Source organism: Pseudomonas sp. RIT357 (genome assembly GCF_000632245.1).
GTDB lineage: Bacteria > Pseudomonadota > Gammaproteobacteria > Pseudomonadales > Pseudomonadaceae > Aquipseudomonas > Aquipseudomonas sivasensis.
In genome coordinates, this window is record NZ_JFYX01000023.1 from 76,391 (window position 1) to 92,381 (window position 15,991).

A 15,991-nucleotide genomic window follows, 5' to 3' on the forward strand; every position below is an offset into this window, starting at 1 on the left:
AGCTCGAAATGTGGGAGGTGGCTTGCTCCCACATTTGATTTTCAGCGGCCGAACCGGGTCGGCCAGCCAATGACCTTCTTCGGCCGAGGCGTCGCGTAAGTCCGGATCTTCGACGTCGACAACCCCAGCCGCACCAAGGATTCGGCGATGGTCACCGCCGCCGTCACGCCATCCACCACCGGCACCCCGGTGCGCTGGCGAATCTGCTCATCCAGCCCGGCCATGCCGCCGCAACCCAGGCAAATCACTTCGGCCTTGTCCTCGCGGATGGCCAGTTCCGCTTGGCGCACGATGGCTTCCATCGCGGCCAACGGGTCTTCTTCCAGCTCCAAAACCGCCATGCCACTGGCCCGAACTGAAGCACAGCGCTGGTACAGGCCGGCAAGTTTCAGGCGGTCTTCGATCAGCGGCACGGTGCGGTCCAGGGTGGTCACCACCGAATAGGCATGGCCCAGGAACATCGCCGTGCTGGCCGCCGCTTCGGTGATATCCACCACCGGCACATTCAATAACTCCTGCAAACCTTCCCGGCCGTGTTCGCCGTAGCCGGCCTGGATCACCGCATCGAACGGTTGGTCGTAAGCCATTACCCGGTCCATCACGGCGATGGCGGCCAGGTAGCTCTCAAAATTGCCTTCAACCGATTCCGCGCCGAAGTACGGGGTAAGTCCGACAATCTCAGTGCCCGGCGAGGCCACGGCCCGCGCTTGCTGGGCGATGGTTTCAGTGATGGATTCGGTGGTGTTGACGTTGACCACGAGGATACGCATGGAAGGTCCTTACTCAGTGACTGACGTTATCGACGGCAATGCTTTCGCCGCTGACATCGGCGTAGAACGGCTGGCGCTTGGCGATCAGCAGGTACAGCAACCCTGCAATACCGGCGCCAAACAACCAGGAAAACGGTGAGACGCTGGCAAATCCCGGCAACAGCGCCAGCAGGATGGCGATGATGGCCGCAGGAATAAACGCCGCCACTGCACGCATATTCACCCCACGGTTGTAGTAATAAACGCCATTCGGGTTTTCGCTATACAACTGCGGTACGTCCACCTGGCTTTTACGGATCAGCCAGTAGTCGACCATGATCACCCCGTACAACGGGCCTAGCAGTGCGCCGAGGCCAGAGAGGAAATACACGATCACCAGCGGGCTGTTGTAGAGGTTCCACGGCAGAATCAATACAGCCACGGTGGCGCTGATCAGACCTGCACGGCGGAAGTTCAGGTACTTGGGCGCCAGGTTGCTCAGCACAAAGGCTGGCGCAACGAAGTTGGCCATGATGTTCACCGCCACGGTGACGATCAGGAACGCCAGGCAGCCCAGCACGAGAAAGAAGGTATTGGGGATAGCCGCGATGATTTCAGTCGGGCTTTCGATCACCCGGCCATTGAGTTGGAATTGTCCGCCGCAGAGCAGCACGGTGATTGCTGCAAACACCAGGATATTCACCGGCAAGCCCCAGAAGTTGCCGACCAGAATGGTCTTGCGGCACGGCGAAGAGCGTGCAAAGTCGCAGAAGTTGAGGATCAGCGTGCCGTAGATCGCCAGCCATAGCGCGCCGCCGGCAAAGATATTGCGCCACATCTCGCCACCGCTCAGCGGTTCGCGGATCGACCAGGCAATGTTGCCGCCGGCCTGGAAGTACATCCAACCGGCCAGCGACGCCACAGTCAGCAAAATCACCGGCCCGGCGAAGCCTTCATAGCGCCGTACCATCTCCATGCCGTAGGCCAGGATCACCAGTTGTACGAACCATATCGCCACAAAACACGCCCAGCCAAGGGATGACAGGCCGAGGATTGAGTTGTGGTCATAGTCGGCAAACCCTGGATGAATTGCCGTCAGCAGCACGCGGAAAACCACCGAGGCCAGGTAGGTCTGGATACCAAACCAGGCAATCGCAATGACCGCACGGATCAACGCGGGAATCTGTGCGCCGTGAATGCCAAAACTGATACGGCTGATGACCGGAAACGGTACGCCGGTCTTCTGCCCCATATACCCCGACAAGTTCATGAAGAAGTACACCAGCGCCGCACCGATCCCCAGGGATAACAGGATCTGCCAGCCGCCGAGGCCCAGTGCATATAAGCCAATGGCGAATGAGTAGTTGGCGATGTTGTGCACGTCATTGGTCCACAACGCAAAGATGCTGTAGCGCCCCCATCGACGGCCTTCGATCTTGGTCGGCGCCAGGTCTTTATTGTGCAGGCGTGGGCTGAGCACTAACGGGCCGGGGCATGCTGCGTCCGGGTTCAGGGCGGAGGAGGGCAGATCCAGTGCGATATTGTTCGAGAGGCTTGTACGCATTCCGGCAGGCTCCAGCATATCTGCCGGGAATAGGCAGATGGCAAAGTGTATGTATATTTTGTATTTATTGTATACAAAGCGCAATTCACCTTAAGCCACATGCGTGCCAGTTTTGGATCTATGAAAGTCCTGGGTAATTTCGTTTTTATAGGTTGGTTAAATAAATAGCTGAATTTAAAGAGATATAAATTGACCGACTGAACAGCTATTTATTTTTGGGTTGCCAGTATGCGATTTGCCAGGCCAATCGAGGGGAGGGGAGAGGTGTTACGTTATGGTGCGGCTGAATAAGAATTGCACACATAAATGGCACCGATGGTTACATGTATGTGTACATCTCCAACACTCAACACAAGACAAATGTGGGAGGGGGCTTGCCCCCGATAGCGGCCTGTCAGTCAATCTATGTTTGACTGGAAAACCGCTATCGGGGGCAAGCCCCCTCCCACATTTTCTAACCGCGTCAGCCCTTAGGCCTTGCTGATGATATTCCCGGCGTGCAGCCCGCATTCTTTCTGCGTGGCTTCTTCCCACCACCAACGACCCTCTCGCTCATGCTGGTTCGGCAGCACAGGCCGGGTGCACGGCTCACACCCGATGCTGATAAAACCGCGTTCATGCAAGCTGTTGTACGGCAGCTCCAGCATGCGGATATAGCCCCAGATCTCTTCGCTGCTCATCTGCGCCAGCGGGTTGAATTTGTATAGGGTGCGTTCCGGGGTAGAGAAGGCGGTGTCGATCTCCAGCGCCGCCACTTGGCTGCGGGTGCCAGGGCTCTGGTCACGGCGTTGGCCGGTGGCCCAGGCACTCACGCCCGACAGCTTGCGGCGCAGCGGCTCGATCTTGCGCACGCCGCAGCATTCGCCATGACCATCCTTATAGAAGCTGAACAGACCTTTCTCCTTGACGAAGGGCTCCAGCTTGCTCTGGTCCGGCGAAATCAGTTCGATGTCGATCTTGTAGAAGTCGCGCACCTGCTCGATAAACCGGTAGGTCTCCGGGTGCAGACGGCCGGTGTCGAGGCTGAACACCTTGACGTTCTTGTTCAGCTTCCAGGCCATGTCCACCAGCACCACGTCCTCGGCGCCGCTGAAGGAGATCCACAGGTCATCGCCGAACTGGCTGAACGCCAGCTTGAGAATGTCCTGGGCGGATTTGTTGGCGTAAGTCGCGGCGAGTTCAGCGACGTCGAAGGCTTGGTTCATCAGGACGGTTCCTACAGGTCAGTGGCGCTGAGCGCTCTATAGGGGAGCGATGGTATCAAAATCCGCTCCGCGTTGCGGCGGCGAGCTTGAATCGCTAGAGTTCGGCAGTCCTTTTGCTCGCTCAACTAACAACATCCAATAGGAGTGTCTTGTGGAAATTGCCTGTCTCGACCTGGAAGGGGTACTGGTACCGGAAATCTGGATCGCCTTCGCCGAAAAAACCGGTATTGAATCGCTACGGGCCACCACCCGGGACATTCCTGACTACGACGTGCTGATGCAGCAGCGCCTGCGCATTCTCGACGAGCACGGGCTCAAGCTCGCCGATATCCAGGCAGTGATCGCCACGCTCAAGCCTTTGGACGGCGCCATCGAGTTCGTCAACTGGCTGCGCGAGCGTTTTCAGGTGGTGATCCTGTCCGACACCTTCTACGAATTTTCCCAGCCGCTTATGCGCCAACTGGGTTTCCCGACTCTGCTGTGCCACCGCCTCATCACCGATGAATCCGACAGGGTGGTGAGCTACCAACTGCGCCAGAAAGACCCCAAGCGCCAGTCGGTATTGGCGTTCAAGACTCTTTACTACCGCGTGATCGCCGCTGGCGACTCCTACAACGACACCACCATGTTGGGCGAGGCCGACCGTGGGATTCTGTTTCATGCGCCGGAGAATGTGATTCGCGAGTTCCCGCAATTCCCGGCGGTGCATACGTTTGAGGATTTGAAGAAAGAGTTCATCAAGGCGTCGAATCGGTCGCTGAGCCTCTAAAGCGGATTGTGGCGAGCGGGCTTGCCCCCGGAATGGGACTGCTGCGCAGTCCAACGCGAGCAAGCTCCCTCGCCACAAGAGGTCTACCTGCTACAACCCTTCCAGCGTTTGCAGCAAAACCCGCACCTTCGTCAGCGACTCCTGATACTCGGCCTCCCACTGCGAATCCGCGACAATCCCGCCGCCGCCCCAGCAGCACACTTGCCCATCCTTGACCAATAAGCTGCGAATGGCGATGGAGCTGTCCATCTCGCCGCGTACGTCCAGGTACACCAGCGAACCGCAGTACAAGCCGCGTCGGGTGGGTTCCAGTTCGTCGATGATCTGCATGGCGCGAATCTTCGGCGCGCCGGTGATGGAGCCACCAGGGAAGCTGCCGGCGATCAGGTCGAGGGCGTCTTTGTCGTCGGCCAGTGTGCCGGTGACGCTGCTCACCAGGTGGTGCACGTTGGGGTAGCTTTCCAGGCTGAACAACTCCGGCACGCTCACCGAGCCGGTGCGGCAACTGCGCCCCAGGTCGTTGCGCAGCAGGTCGACGATCATCAGGTTTTCGGCGCGATCCTTGGGGCTGGCCAGCAGTTCCGTGGCGTGGGCGGCGTCTTCTTCAGGCGTGACACCGCGTGGGCGGGTGCCTTTGATCGGGCGGGTTTCGACCTGGCGCTCGCTGACGCGCACGAAACGCTCCGGTGACAGGCTCAATACCGCGCCGTCATTGGGCAGGCTCTGGAATCCGGAGAAGGGCGTCGGGCAGGCTTCGCGCAAGGCGCAATAGGCGACCCAAGGATCACCGCTGCACGGCGCACGAAAACGTTGGGCGAAGTTGACCTGATAGCAGTCGCCGGCCTGGATGTAATCCTGGATGCGCTCAATGGCCTGTTGGTAAGCCTCAACGCTGAGATCCGGCGCCATGGGGCCCTGCAATTTGAAGGTTGCAGGGGCGGTGGCGGCGTCACCGCTGAACAGCGTGATCAGTCGCTGCCGTTCGCTACCGGCCAGCGCCGGGTGAAATACCAGTTGGCTGGTCTGTGCCAAGTGGTCGCTGATCAGCGCCCAGGCATACAGTCCAAAACGCGCATCCGGCAGGTGCAAATCATCCACCGCCAAGTGCGGCAGCTGTTCCAAATGCCGGCCAAAGTCGTAGCTCAGGTAGCCGATCAAGCCACCGGCAAACGGCAACTCATAGCCGTCGGGCAATTTCGCTTCACCCAACTGTGAAAGGTTTTTCCGTAATCTCCGCAGGAAGTTGCTGCCGCTTTCGTTAGGATCCACTGCCAGGGTCGCCTCGGGCCAGGCGCTGAGCAGGTCATAACGACCGCGTTCGGCAGCAGGTCGGCCGCTGTCGAGCAGGACCGCGCCGGGTGCATGGCGAATCGCCGCAAAATACTCGGCGGGGTTGGCCCGATAGGGCAGCGGGTGTACTGAACAGGTCGACATGCGAGGGTGGATCAGCCAGGGCGCGGGGGAGGGGATTGTAGTCCCCTGTAGGATTTGCTCCTAGAGGGGATGTCGGCGATAGACAGTTCGAAGACCGGATCAGCCTTCCACAGGGGGAATATGCCCAAACATTTCCTGCACAAACTTCACCCGCTCTTCCGGGGTTTCCGTCACGCCGGCGGCTTTGAGTGCTTCCAGTCGTGCTTCTACCGCGTGGGTGCGCAAGGTCAGGCCGCAATCGTTGGCGATCTGGATGTTCAGCCCTGGCCGCGCATTGAGCTCCAGGATCAGCGGGCCTTTTTCCTGGTCCAGCACCATGTCCACACCGATGTAGCCCAGCCCGCATAGCTCATAGCAGCCGGCGGCCAGCTTCATGAAACCGTCCCAGTTGGGCAGTTGCACGCCATCCACCGCGTTAGTGGTGTCGGGGTGTTTGGTGATGATGTTGTTCAGCCAGGTACCGCGCAGGGTCAGGCCGGTGGCAAGGTCCACACCGACGCCAATGGCGCCCTGGTGCAGGTTGGCCTTGCCGCCGGACTGGCGGGTCGGCAACCGCAGCATGGCCATCACCGGGTAGCCCATCAGCACGATGATGCGGATATCCGGCACGCCTTCGTAGCTGATGCTCTTGAAGATCTGGTCGGGCACCACGCGGTACTCGATCAGCGCGCGGTCACGGTGGCCGCCAAGGGAATACAGGCCGGTGAGGATGCTGGAAATCTGATGCTCGATCTCTTCATGGCTGATGATCTTGCCGGACACCGTGCGGTAGCGCCCTTCAAAACGGTCGGCCACCACGAGAATGCCGTCACCGCCGGCGCCCTGGGCCGGCTTGATCACGAAGTCGCTGCGCCCACCGATAATTTCATCGAGCTTGTCGATTTCCTTCTCGGTGGAGATCACCCCATACATTTCCGGCACGTGGATACCCGCCGCGATTGCCCGTTCCTTGGTGATGATCTTGTCATCCACGATCGGGTACAGGCTGCGCTTGTTGTACTTGAGCACGTAATCAGCGTTACGCCGGTTGATGCCCATGATTCCCCGCGCTTCCAGGGCCTTCCAGGTCTTCCAGAAACCGAACATTACTTATCAGCCTTCAAGAACGCCTTGAAACGCACCAGCTCGGTCAGGCGGTAGCCGCGATAACGACCCATGGCCAGCATGAAGCCCACCAGGATCAGGAGGATCGCAGGGAAGGTGAACACGAAGTACACCAACTCCGGCACGCTCATAATCAAGTGCGCCAGGGAGGCAGCGAACAACGTACCAATCGCCACTTTCAACGCATGGTTGGCACCGCGCTCTTCCCAGGTGATCGACAGGCGTTCGATGGTCATGGTCAGGATCACCATCGGGAACAGTGCCACCGACAGCCCGCGCTCCAGCCCCAGTTTATGGCTGAACAGACTGATGGCCGCGATCAGCACCACCACGAAGGTCAGCACCACCGACAGCCTCGGCAACATTTGCAGCTTCAAGTGTTCCAGGTACGACCTGAGTGACAGCCCCAGTGCCGTAATAATGGTGAAAAGCACGATTCCGAAGCCCAATTGCGTCTCGCGGAACGCGAGGGCAATCAGCACAGGCGTGAACGTGCCCAGGGTCTGCAGGCCGATCAGGTTGCGCAGGATCAGAATCACCAGCACGCCAATCGGGATCATCACCATGATCATGAACGTCTGCTGGGTTTGCAGTGGCAGGCCGTACAGCGAGTATTCGAGGAAGTTGGCGTCGGTGTTTTCATCCGTCAGCTTGGCCAGGCGAATCGCGTTCATTTCGCTGTTGTTCAGGCTGAACGTCACCATGGCTTTCTTGCCGCCGTCGACCGTGATCAGGTTTTCATCGCCGGTCCACCACAGCAAGCGGTCGCTGGGCAGGCCCTGTTCGCCGGTTTCCGGGTTGAAGTAGAGCCAGTCATTGCCATTAAAGCTGCGCAGCCAGAGTTCGGGCGTTTGCGGCTGGTCGGCGACCAGGCGGATGGTGTGGACCTTTTCCACCGGCACGTGGGCGATGGACAGCAGCAACTCGACGATCTTGGCTTTGTGAGGCGTGGACGGGTCGCCGGCCAGCAACAACTTCACATTGTCGTCGTTGAGGTTGTTGGTGCGCTTGATGGCTTCGGTAATGAAGGTTTCGACGTCGGCCGAATGCTGGCGGATCGGCGCCAGCAGGGCTTCGGCGGCGATTTTTTCCGGGCCTTCCACCGCGATGCTGTCGCGGAACGTTGGGCCTTTGATCTTGGTTTTTTCACCGCTGTAACGCTTGGTCAGCACCAGGCGGTAATACAGGGTCTGGTTGCCGTTGGCGCGGCGTGCCGACCAGGTGACCTTACGGTTGCCATCAATACGATTGACGCTCACCCCATAGTTGTTCGAGATAAAGCTCTCATTAAGGCTGACGAAGTCGCGGCTCAGGGGCGGCACGAACATCTGGATCTTCACCGGGTCCTTCGGATTGGCGACGAACTCGACCTTGGCGTCGATGTTCCACAAATCGTCGGTCGCGTCCTCGGTGACAGGAATGCCCAGCACGAAGATCTGGTAGGCGGTGACCGAAATACCCAGCACCACCAGGATGGCGATCAGGATTTTCAGGTGCAGGGTAAGAGAGCGCATTCGGTTTACTCGGCGGTATGAGCGTCGGCGGCGCAGGCGGGTTTGCCTGCTGCGTATTTAAGACTGGGGTCGACCAGCGCATCAAAGCGTTTCAACGCTTCGGAGCCGATCAGCAGCGGATATTGGAATGCGCTGCGGTCAGTCAAGTTCACTTCGATGCTGCGTAAAGCGGTGCCCATGCAGATATCCAGGGCTATCACTGGACGGGCGGTGTAGTTCTTGTCCTCATCGGGGTCGTAGTCACCGGCGCGGCGCTTGATCTTGCTGACGCGGGCCAGGGGCCGTTCGATGGGGTGGGAATGGGCGGTGTCGATGGCCAGGTAGAAGCGCACCCAGGATTCGCCGTTGCGCTTGAAGCGCTTGATATCACGGGCGCTGAGGGAGGCGGTCTTGGCGCCGGTGTCCAGCTTGGCGGCCACTTCAAGGTCGATGCCAGCCAATTGGGCATATTCATTGAGGCCATACACGGTCTTCTCGGCGGCAACGCCAAGGCCGGGGATGAACAGTAGGCAAAACAGGGGGAAGGGCTTGAGTCTCATAGATCCTGAGGCGGTGCAGTGCGATGTTCAATTCAAGGCGACTGGCATTGCTGCGCAAACTCCCTCGTGCGCCGTTTCATCAAGCGATGTCAGGCAAATGCGGCGGCATTCTAACATGATGCTTTTTTGGCGCCACCGCTGGCAGGCGGCCATGCTCCGAGCGCGTGCAACAAGGGTTATTAGACGATTGTCGACAATGTGTATTTATTCTTTGACTATCCAGGCCTGATTGGCTAGTTTTTGCGGCATTGATTTTCAAGGTGTCGACAATATGCTGGTTCAGCCTGAAGCTCCGATAGTCGTGTCGGACGAATCCCAAACGATGTCGGAGAACGTTTTCCGGCGCATTCAGGCCGCCATCGTCAAAGGCGAGATCGCCCCCGGCAGCAAGATCTCAGAACCGGAACTGGCCCGCACCTACGGCATCAGCCGTGGCCCGTTGCGTGAGGCGATCCACCGCTTGGAAGGCCAGCGTCTGCTGGTGCGCGTGCCCCATGTGGGCGCGCGGGTCGTGTCCTTGAGCCACGCCGAGCTGATCGAACTCTATGAAATCCGCGAATCTCTGGAAGGCATGGCCTGCCGCCTGGCCGCCGAGCGCATGACCGACGCCGAAATCGAAGAGCTGCGCCAAGTGCTGCACACCCACGAACGGGATGCTGCGTTCCAGGCCGGCGTCGGCTACTACCAGCAAGAAGGCGACTTCGACTTTCATTACCGGATAATTCAAGGCGCCGGTAACCGCACCCTGACCCAAATGCTCTGCGGCGAGCTGTACCAGTTGGTGCGCATGTACCGCATTCAGTTCTCCACCACCCCCAATCGTCCACGCCAGGCTTTTGCCGAGCATCACCGCATTCTTGACGCGATTGCCGATCGCGACGGTGAACTGGCCGAACTGCTGATGCGCCGTCATATCGGCGCGTCCAAACGCAACATTGCCCGTCACTTCCCGGACGGCGCCCCTGATAGAGGTGAGTCATGAGTTCGAACAATAAAAGCACACCCGGCCAGCGTTTCCGTGACGCAGTCGCCAGTGAACAGCCGTTGCAGGTCGTCGGCGCAATCAACGCCAACCACGCGCTGCTGGCCAAGCGCGCTGGCTTCAAGGCGATCTACCTGTCAGGCGGGGGCGTGGCGGCCGGTTCCCTGGGCGTGCCCGACCTGGGCATCACTGGCCTGGATGACGTGCTCACCGACGTGCGCCGCATCACCGACGTCTGCGACCTGCCGCTGTTGGTGGACGTGGACACCGGTTTTGGCTCCTCGGCGTTCAACGTCGCGCGCACCGTCAAATCGATGATCAAGTTCGGCGCCGCCGCGATTCATATCGAAGACCAGGTCGGCGCCAAGCGCTGCGGGCATCGTCCGAATAAAGAAATCGTGTCCCAGCAGGAAATGGTCGACCGCATCAAGGCCGCCGTGGATGCGCGCACCGATGACAGCTTCGTGATCATGGCGCGTACCGATGCCTTGGCCGTCGAAGGGTTGGAGTCCGCCCTGGAGCGTGCCGCCGCCTGCATCGAGGCTGGCGCCGACATGGTGTTCCCGGAAGCCATCACTGAACTGGAGATGTACAAACTGTTCGCCGCCCGTGTGAAAGCGCCGATCCTGGCCAACATCACCGAATTCGGCGCGACGCCGCTGTACACCACCGAACAGTTGAAATCTGCTGATGTTTCCATCGTGCTGTATCCGCTCTCGGCCTTTCGCGCCATGAACAAGGCCGCCGAGAACGTTTACACCGCGATCCGTCGCGACGGCACCCAACAGAACGTGATCGACACCATGCAAACCCGCATGGAGCTTTACGATCGCATCGACTACCACACCTTCGAGCAGAAGCTCGACGCGCTGTTCGCCGCGAAGAAGTGACGAACACGTCTCCCTGAATAACGACAAAATTGGAGAAAAACCATGGCTGAAGCAAAAGTACTGAGTGGCGCCGGCCTGCGTGGCCAGGTCGCCGGGCAAACTGCACTGTCCACCGTGGGCCAGGCCGGTGCCGGCCTGACCTACCGCGGCTACGATGTTCGCGAACTTGCTGCCGATGCGCAGTTTGAGGAAGTCGCCTACCTGCTGCTGTACGGCGAATTGCCGACCAAAGCCGAACTGGCTGCGTACAGCCAGAAGCTGAGCAAGCTGCGCGACCTGCCGCAAGCGCTCAAGGAAGTGCTGGAACGCATCCCTGCCGACGCCCATCCGATGGACGTGATGCGCACCGGTTGTTCGTTCCTGGGCAACATCGAGCCGGAAAAAGACTTCAGCGTGCAGCGCGATGTCACCGACCGCTTGCTCGCCGCCTTCCCGGCAATCATGTGTTACTGGTACCGCTTCAGCCACGACGGTAAGCGCATCGACTGCGTGACCGACGAGCCGAGTATCGGTGGTCATTTCCTGCACCTGCTGCACGGCGAGAAACCGAGCGAGCTGCATGAGAAGGTCATGAACGTCTCGCTGATCCTTTACGCCGAGCACGAATTCAACGCGTCGACCTTCACCGCTCGCGTGTGTGCCTCGACCCTGTCCGATCTCTACTCCTGCGTCACTGCCGCCATTGGCTCCCTGCGCGGTCCGCTGCATGGCGGCGCCAACGAAGCGGCGATGGAAATGATCGAGCGTTTCGGTTCGGCAGAGGAGGCTGTCGAAGGCACCCTCGGCATGCTGGCGCGCAAAGACAAGATCATGGGCTTCGGCCACGCGATCTACAAAGACAACGACCCGCGTAATGAAGTGATCAAGGGTTGGTCGAAAAAACTCGCTGACGAAGTGGGCGACACCGTGCTGTTCCCTGTCTCCGAAGCCATCGACAAGACCATGTGGGAACAGAAAAAACTCTTCCCTAATGCCGACTTCTACCATGCCTCGGCGTATCACTTCATGGGCATTCCCACCAAGCTGTTCACGCCGATTTTCGTCTGCTCGCGCCTTACCGGCTGGGCAGCTCACGTATTCGAGCAACGCGCCAACAACCGCATCATCCGTCCAAGCGCCGAGTACACCGGCGTCGAACAGCGCAAGTTCGTGCCAATCGAACGTCGCTGAAGGCTGACGATCCCAGGATTGGAATGAGGTCAAAGTGTGGGAGGGGGCTTGCTCCCGATGGCGGTATGTCATTCAACACCTATGGCAACTGATAAACCGCTATCGGGGGCAAGTCGAAACGTCGCACCGCCCCTCCCACATTTGAATCGCATTTCAATTCTGGATCGGCCCAGGTCTTCCTTTTGTAATCACCGTGACCGAGTCCTGACGATGAACACAGAATTTCGCAAACCGCTCCCCGGCAGCCGCCTGGATTTCTTCGACGCCCGTGCGGCAGTCGAAGCAATCACCCCTGGCGCCTACGCCACCTTGCCCTACACCTCCCGCGTACTGGCAGAAAACCTGGTGCGCCGCTGCGACCCGGCCACTCTCAATGCTTCCCTGAGCCAGTTGATCGAACGCAAGCGCGATCTCGACTTCCCCTGGTTCCCGGCGCGTGTGGTGTGCCACGACATTCTTGGCCAGACCGCGTTGGTCGACCTCGCCGGCCTGCGCGATGCCATCGCCCTGCAAGGCGGTGACCCGGCCCAGGTCAACCCGGTGGTGCCGACCCAATTGATCGTTGACCACTCCCTGGCCGTCGAAGCCGGGGGTTTTGACCCCGATGCGTTCGAGAAAAACCGCGCCATCGAAGACCGTCGCAACGAAGACCGTTTCCACTTTATCGAGTGGACCAAAAAGGCCTTCAAGAACGTCGACGTGATCCCGCCGGGTAACGGCATCATGCACCAGATCAACCTGGAGAAAATGTCCCCAGTGATCCAGGTGCGTGACGGCGTGGCGTTTCCGGATACCTGCGTCGGCACCGACAGCCACACGCCCCACGTGGATGCTCTGGGCGTGATCGCCATTGGCGTCGGCGGCCTGGAAGCGGAGAGCGTGATGCTCGGTCGCGCCTCGTGGATGCGCCTGCCGGAAAGCGTCGGTGTCGAGCTGACGGGCAAGCTGCTGCCGGGCATCACCGCCACCGATATGGTGCTGGCGCTGACCGAGTTTCTGCGCCAACAGAAAGTCGTCGGCGCATGGCTGGAGTTCTTTGGCGAAGGCGCATCAAACCTGACCTTGGGCGACCGCGCGACCATCTCCAACATGGCCCCGGAATACGGCGCCACGGCAGCGATGTTCTACATCGACCAACAAACCATCGCCTACCTGAAACTCACCGGCCGTGAAGATCAACAGGTCGCGCTGGTCGAGCAATATGCGCGCCACACCGGTCTGTGGGCGGATGATTTGAAAGGCGCGCAGTACGAGCGCGGCCTGACCTTCGACCTGTCCAGCGTCGTGCGCAACATGGCCGGCCCGAGCAATCCCCACGCCCGCGTCGCCACCCGCGACCTGGCGGCCAAAGGTATCTCCGGACAGTGGGATGAAGTGCCGGGGCAAATGCCTGATGGCGCGGTGATCATCGCCGCCATCACCAGTTGCACCAACACCAGCAACCCGCGCAACGTGATCGCCGCCGGGCTGTTGGCGCGCAATGCCAACAAGCTGGGGCTCAAGCGCAAGCCGTGGGTCAAATCCTCCTTGGCACCCGGTTCGAAAACCGTGGCCATGTACCTGGAAGAAGCCGGCCTCGGTCACGAACTGGATAAGCTCGGTTTCGGCGTGGTGGCGTTTGCCTGCACCACCTGCAACGGCATGTCCGGCGCGCTCGACCCGGTGATCCAGCAAGAGATCATTGACCGCGACCTTTACGCCACCGCCGTACTGTCGGGTAATCGCAACTTCGACGGGCGCATTCACCCTTACGCCAAGCAAGCCTTCCTCGCGTCGCCGCCGTTGGTGGTGGCGTATGCGATTGCTGGCACCATCCGTTTCGACATCGAGAAGGACGTGCTCGGCCTCGACGCCGACGGCAAAGAAATCCGCCTGCAGGACATCTGGCCGAGCGACGAAGAAATCGACGCGGTGGTCAAGGCCTCGGTCAAGCCGGAGCAGTTCCGCGCGGTGTATATCCCGATGTTTGCGATCCACGAAGACACCGGCCCCAAAGTCGCGCCGCTGTACGACTGGCGTCCGCAGAGCACGTATATTCGCCGTCCGCCGTATTGGGAAGGTGCGCTGGCCGGAGCGCGTCCGCTGAAGGGCATGCGCCCGCTGGCGGTGCTGCCGGACAACATCACCACCGATCACCTGTCGCCGTCCAACGCGATCATGCTCGACAGCGCTGCCGGTGAATACCTGGCGAAAATGGGCCTGCCGGAAGTCGACTTCAACTCCTACGCAACCCACCGCGGCGACCATTTGACCGCGCAGCGCGCAACGTTCGCCAACCCGAAACTGTTCAACGAAATGGTGGTGGAAAACGGCAAGGTCAAACAGGGTTCCCTGGCGCGCATCGAGCCGGAAGGCCAGGTTACGCGGATGTGGGAAGCCATCGAAACCTACATGGAACGCAAGCAGCCGCTGATCATCATCGCCGGTGCCGATTACGGCCAGGGCTCGTCCCGCGACTGGGCGGCCAAGGGCGTGCGTCTGGCCGGTGTGGAGGCGATTGCCGCCGAAGGTTTCGAGCGCATCCACCGCACCAACCTGGTGGGCATGGGCGTGTTGCCGCTGGAGTTTTTGCCGGGGACCGACCGTCACACCTTGCACATCGATGGCAGTGAAACCTATGACGTGGTCGGCGAGCGCACCCCGCGTGCGCAGTTGACCCTGGTGATCAATCGCAAGAATGGCGAACGTGTCGAAGTGCCGGTGACCTGCCGCCTCGACACCGCCGAAGAAGTGTCGATCTACGAGGCGGGCGGCGTGTTGCAACGTTTTGCCCAGGACTTCCTGGAATCGGCGGCGACCGCTTAAGAGGACGACCATGGCACACGTACCGCAAATCAAGATCCCCGCCACCTATATGCGTGGCGGCACGAGCAAGGGCGTATTTTTCAGCCTCCAGGACCTGCCCGCCTCGGCGCAGGTACCGGGCGCTGCCCGCGATGCCTTGTTGTTGCGGGTGATCGGCAGCCCCGATCCCTACGACAAACAAATCGACGGCATGGGCGGCGCCACATCGAGCACCAGTAAAAGCGTGATCCTGGCCAAAAGCACCCGCGCCGAGCACGACGTGGACTACCTGTTTGGCCAAGTCTCCATCGACAAACCCTTTGTCGACTGGAGCGGCAACTGCGGCAACCTGTCGGCGGCGGTGGGTTCGTTCGCCATCACCGCCGGGTTGGTCGACCCGGCTCGCATTCCGCACAACGGCGTGGCCGTGGTGCGTGTGTGGCAGGCCAATATCGGCAAGACCATCATCGCCCACGTGCCGATTACCGACGGCGCTGTGCAGGAAACCGGCGACTTCGAACTGGACGGCGTGACCTTTCCGGCCGCCGAAATGCAGCTGGAATTCATGGACCCGGCGGCAGAAGAAGAGGGCGGCGGCGGCTCGATGTTTCCCACCGGCAACCTGGTCGATGACCTGGAAGTGCCCGGTGTCGGCACCTTCAAGGCCACGCTGATCAACGCCGGCATCCCGACGATTTTCATCAACGCCGAAGACCTCGGCTACACCGGCACCGAGCTGCAAGGCGCGATCAACGGCGACCCCAAGGCTTTGGCCATGTTCGAGACCGTGCGGGCCTATGGCGCGTTGCGCATGGGCCTGATCAAACACCTGAACGAAGCCGCCCAGCGCCAGCACACGCCGAAGGTCGCGTTTGTGGCCAAGCCTGCGGATTACGTGGCGTCCAGCGGCAAGGCGATCAAGGCTGGCGATGTGGATCTGCTGGTGCGCGCCCTGTCCATGGGCAAGCTGCACCACGCCATGATGGGCACGGCTGCCGTGGCGATTGGTACGGCAGCGGCGATTTCCGGGACATTGGTCAACCTTGCCGCAGGCGGCATTGAACGTAATGCGGTGCGCTTCGGGCATCCGTCCGGCACGTTGCGCGTGGGGGCTGAAGCCACCCAGGTGAACGGTGAGTGGGTGGTGAAGAAAGCCATCATGAGCCGCAGTGCACGGGTGTTGATGGAAGGTTTCGTCCGCGTACCCGGCGACTCTTTCTAAAGTCCAACAACAATCCCTTGTGGGAGGGGCGGTGCGACAATTCGACTTGCCCTTGATAGCGGTGT

At 60.3% G+C, this 15,991-nt stretch carries 13 protein-coding genes; 6 read left to right on the forward strand and 7 right to left on the reverse strand.

All coding sequences use genetic code 11. The annotated features are described in order from the left end of the window. Positions 1 to 41 precede the first annotated feature (41 nt). The 3 genes from BW43_RS12220 to BW43_RS12210 form a co-directional block, all read right to left on the reverse strand. On the reverse strand, positions 42 to 770 hold the full coding sequence (locus BW43_RS12220; protein ID WP_032887552.1) for an aspartate/glutamate racemase family protein: 729 nt from the start codon (positions 768 to 770) through the stop codon (positions 42 to 44). 13 nt (positions 771 to 783) lie between these two features. Then, on the reverse strand, positions 784 to 2,313 hold the full coding sequence (locus BW43_RS12215; protein WP_032887554.1) for an NCS1 family nucleobase:cation symporter-1: 1,530 nt from the start codon (positions 2,311 to 2,313) through the stop codon (positions 784 to 786). 470 nt (positions 2,314 to 2,783) lie between these two features. After that, a complete protein-coding gene (locus BW43_RS12210) occupies positions 2,784 to 3,518 on the reverse strand; it encodes a phosphoadenylyl-sulfate reductase (RefSeq protein WP_032887556.1) in 735 nt (244 codons plus the stop codon). 151 nt (positions 3,519 to 3,669) lie between these two features. On the opposite strand from BW43_RS12210, the gene thrH reads away from it, so the two are divergent. Next, positions 3,670 to 4,287, forward strand: coding sequence for a bifunctional phosphoserine phosphatase/homoserine phosphotransferase ThrH (gene thrH / locus BW43_RS12205; RefSeq protein WP_032887558.1), 618 nt, complete (start codon positions 3,670 to 3,672; stop codon positions 4,285 to 4,287). A gap of 90 nt (positions 4,288 to 4,377) precedes the next feature. Here the strand turns inward: thrH and pabB are convergent, their stop codons facing one another. The 4 genes from pabB to BW43_RS12185 all read right to left on the reverse strand — a co-directional run bounded on the left by pabB (position 4,378) and on the right by BW43_RS12185 (position 8,878). Beyond that, on the reverse strand, positions 4,378 to 5,721 hold the full coding sequence (gene pabB, locus BW43_RS12200) for an aminodeoxychorismate synthase component I (RefSeq protein ID WP_032887560.1): 1,344 nt from the start codon (positions 5,719 to 5,721) through the stop codon (positions 4,378 to 4,380). 99 nt (positions 5,722 to 5,820) lie between these two features. After that, on the reverse strand, positions 5,821 to 6,807 hold the full coding sequence (locus BW43_RS12195; RefSeq protein WP_032887562.1) for an alpha-L-glutamate ligase-like protein: 987 nt from the start codon (positions 6,805 to 6,807) through the stop codon (positions 5,821 to 5,823). Then, positions 6,807 to 8,339 (reverse strand): inactive transglutaminase family protein, encoded by a 1,533-nt coding sequence (locus BW43_RS12190; RefSeq protein ID WP_032887564.1) that lies wholly within the window; start codon positions 8,337 to 8,339, stop codon positions 6,807 to 6,809. Before BW43_RS12190 ends, BW43_RS12195 begins: the two co-directional genes overlap by 1 nt. A gap of 5 nt (positions 8,340 to 8,344) precedes the next feature. Beyond that, positions 8,345 to 8,878, reverse strand: a complete 534-nt coding sequence (locus BW43_RS12185) for an ATP-dependent zinc protease (RefSeq protein ID WP_032887566.1) — start codon at positions 8,876 to 8,878, stop codon at positions 8,345 to 8,347. 271 nt (positions 8,879 to 9,149) lie between these two features. On the opposite strand from BW43_RS12185, the gene BW43_RS12180 reads away from it, so the two are divergent. The 5 genes from BW43_RS12180 (at position 9,150) to prpF (ending at position 15,926) form a co-directional block, all read left to right on the forward strand. Beyond that, positions 9,150 to 9,860, forward strand: coding sequence for a GntR family transcriptional regulator (locus tag BW43_RS12180; RefSeq protein WP_032887568.1), 711 nt, complete (start codon positions 9,150 to 9,152; stop codon positions 9,858 to 9,860). Next, a complete protein-coding gene (gene prpB, locus BW43_RS12175) occupies positions 9,857 to 10,750 on the forward strand; it encodes a methylisocitrate lyase (protein WP_015885362.1) in 894 nt (297 codons plus the stop codon). The genes BW43_RS12180 and prpB overlap by 4 nt, the downstream gene beginning before the upstream one ends. Before the next feature lie 42 nt (positions 10,751 to 10,792). Then, a complete protein-coding gene (gene prpC, locus BW43_RS12170; RefSeq protein WP_032887571.1) occupies positions 10,793 to 11,920 on the forward strand; it encodes a 2-methylcitrate synthase in 1,128 nt (375 codons plus the stop codon). 210 nt (positions 11,921 to 12,130) lie between these two features. After that, positions 12,131 to 14,725, forward strand: coding sequence for a Fe/S-dependent 2-methylisocitrate dehydratase AcnD (gene acnD / locus BW43_RS12165; RefSeq protein WP_032887573.1), 2,595 nt, complete (start codon positions 12,131 to 12,133; stop codon positions 14,723 to 14,725). Between the two features lie 10 nt (positions 14,726 to 14,735). Then, positions 14,736 to 15,926, forward strand: coding sequence for a 2-methylaconitate cis-trans isomerase PrpF (prpF, locus tag BW43_RS12160; RefSeq protein WP_032887575.1), 1,191 nt, complete (start codon positions 14,736 to 14,738; stop codon positions 15,924 to 15,926). Positions 15,927 to 15,991 lie beyond the last annotated feature (65 nt).

Excerpts from the sequence above, each read along its gene's own strand:
- BW43_RS12220 (WP_032887552.1), bottom strand. The coding sequence starts at position 770 with ATGCGTATCCTCGTGGTCAACGTCAACACCACCGAATCCATCACTGAA.
- BW43_RS12215 (WP_032887554.1), bottom strand. The coding sequence starts at position 2,313 with ATGCGTACAAGCCTCTCGAACAATATCGCACTGGATCTGCCCTCCTCC.
- BW43_RS12210 (WP_032887556.1), bottom strand. The coding sequence starts at position 3,518 with ATGAACCAAGCCTTCGACGTCGCTGAACTCGCCGCGACTTACGCCAAC.
- pabB (WP_032887560.1), bottom strand. The coding sequence starts at position 5,721 with ATGTCGACCTGTTCAGTACACCCGCTGCCCTATCGGGCCAACCCCGCC.
- BW43_RS12195 (WP_032887562.1), bottom strand. The coding sequence starts at position 6,807 with ATGTTCGGTTTCTGGAAGACCTGGAAGGCCCTGGAAGCGCGGGGAATC.
- BW43_RS12190 (WP_032887564.1), bottom strand. The coding sequence starts at position 8,339 with ATGCGCTCTCTTACCCTGCACCTGAAAATCCTGATCGCCATCCTGGTG.
- BW43_RS12185 (WP_032887566.1), bottom strand. The coding sequence starts at position 8,878 with ATGAGACTCAAGCCCTTCCCCCTGTTTTGCCTACTGTTCATCCCCGGC.
- BW43_RS12180 (WP_032887568.1), top strand. The coding sequence starts at position 9,150 with ATGCTGGTTCAGCCTGAAGCTCCGATAGTCGTGTCGGACGAATCCCAA.
- prpB (WP_015885362.1), top strand. The coding sequence starts at position 9,857 with ATGAGTTCGAACAATAAAAGCACACCCGGCCAGCGTTTCCGTGACGCA.
- prpC (WP_032887571.1), top strand. The coding sequence starts at position 10,793 with ATGGCTGAAGCAAAAGTACTGAGTGGCGCCGGCCTGCGTGGCCAGGTC.
- acnD (WP_032887573.1), top strand. The coding sequence starts at position 12,131 with ATGAACACAGAATTTCGCAAACCGCTCCCCGGCAGCCGCCTGGATTTC.
- prpF (WP_032887575.1), top strand. The coding sequence starts at position 14,736 with ATGGCACACGTACCGCAAATCAAGATCCCCGCCACCTATATGCGTGGC.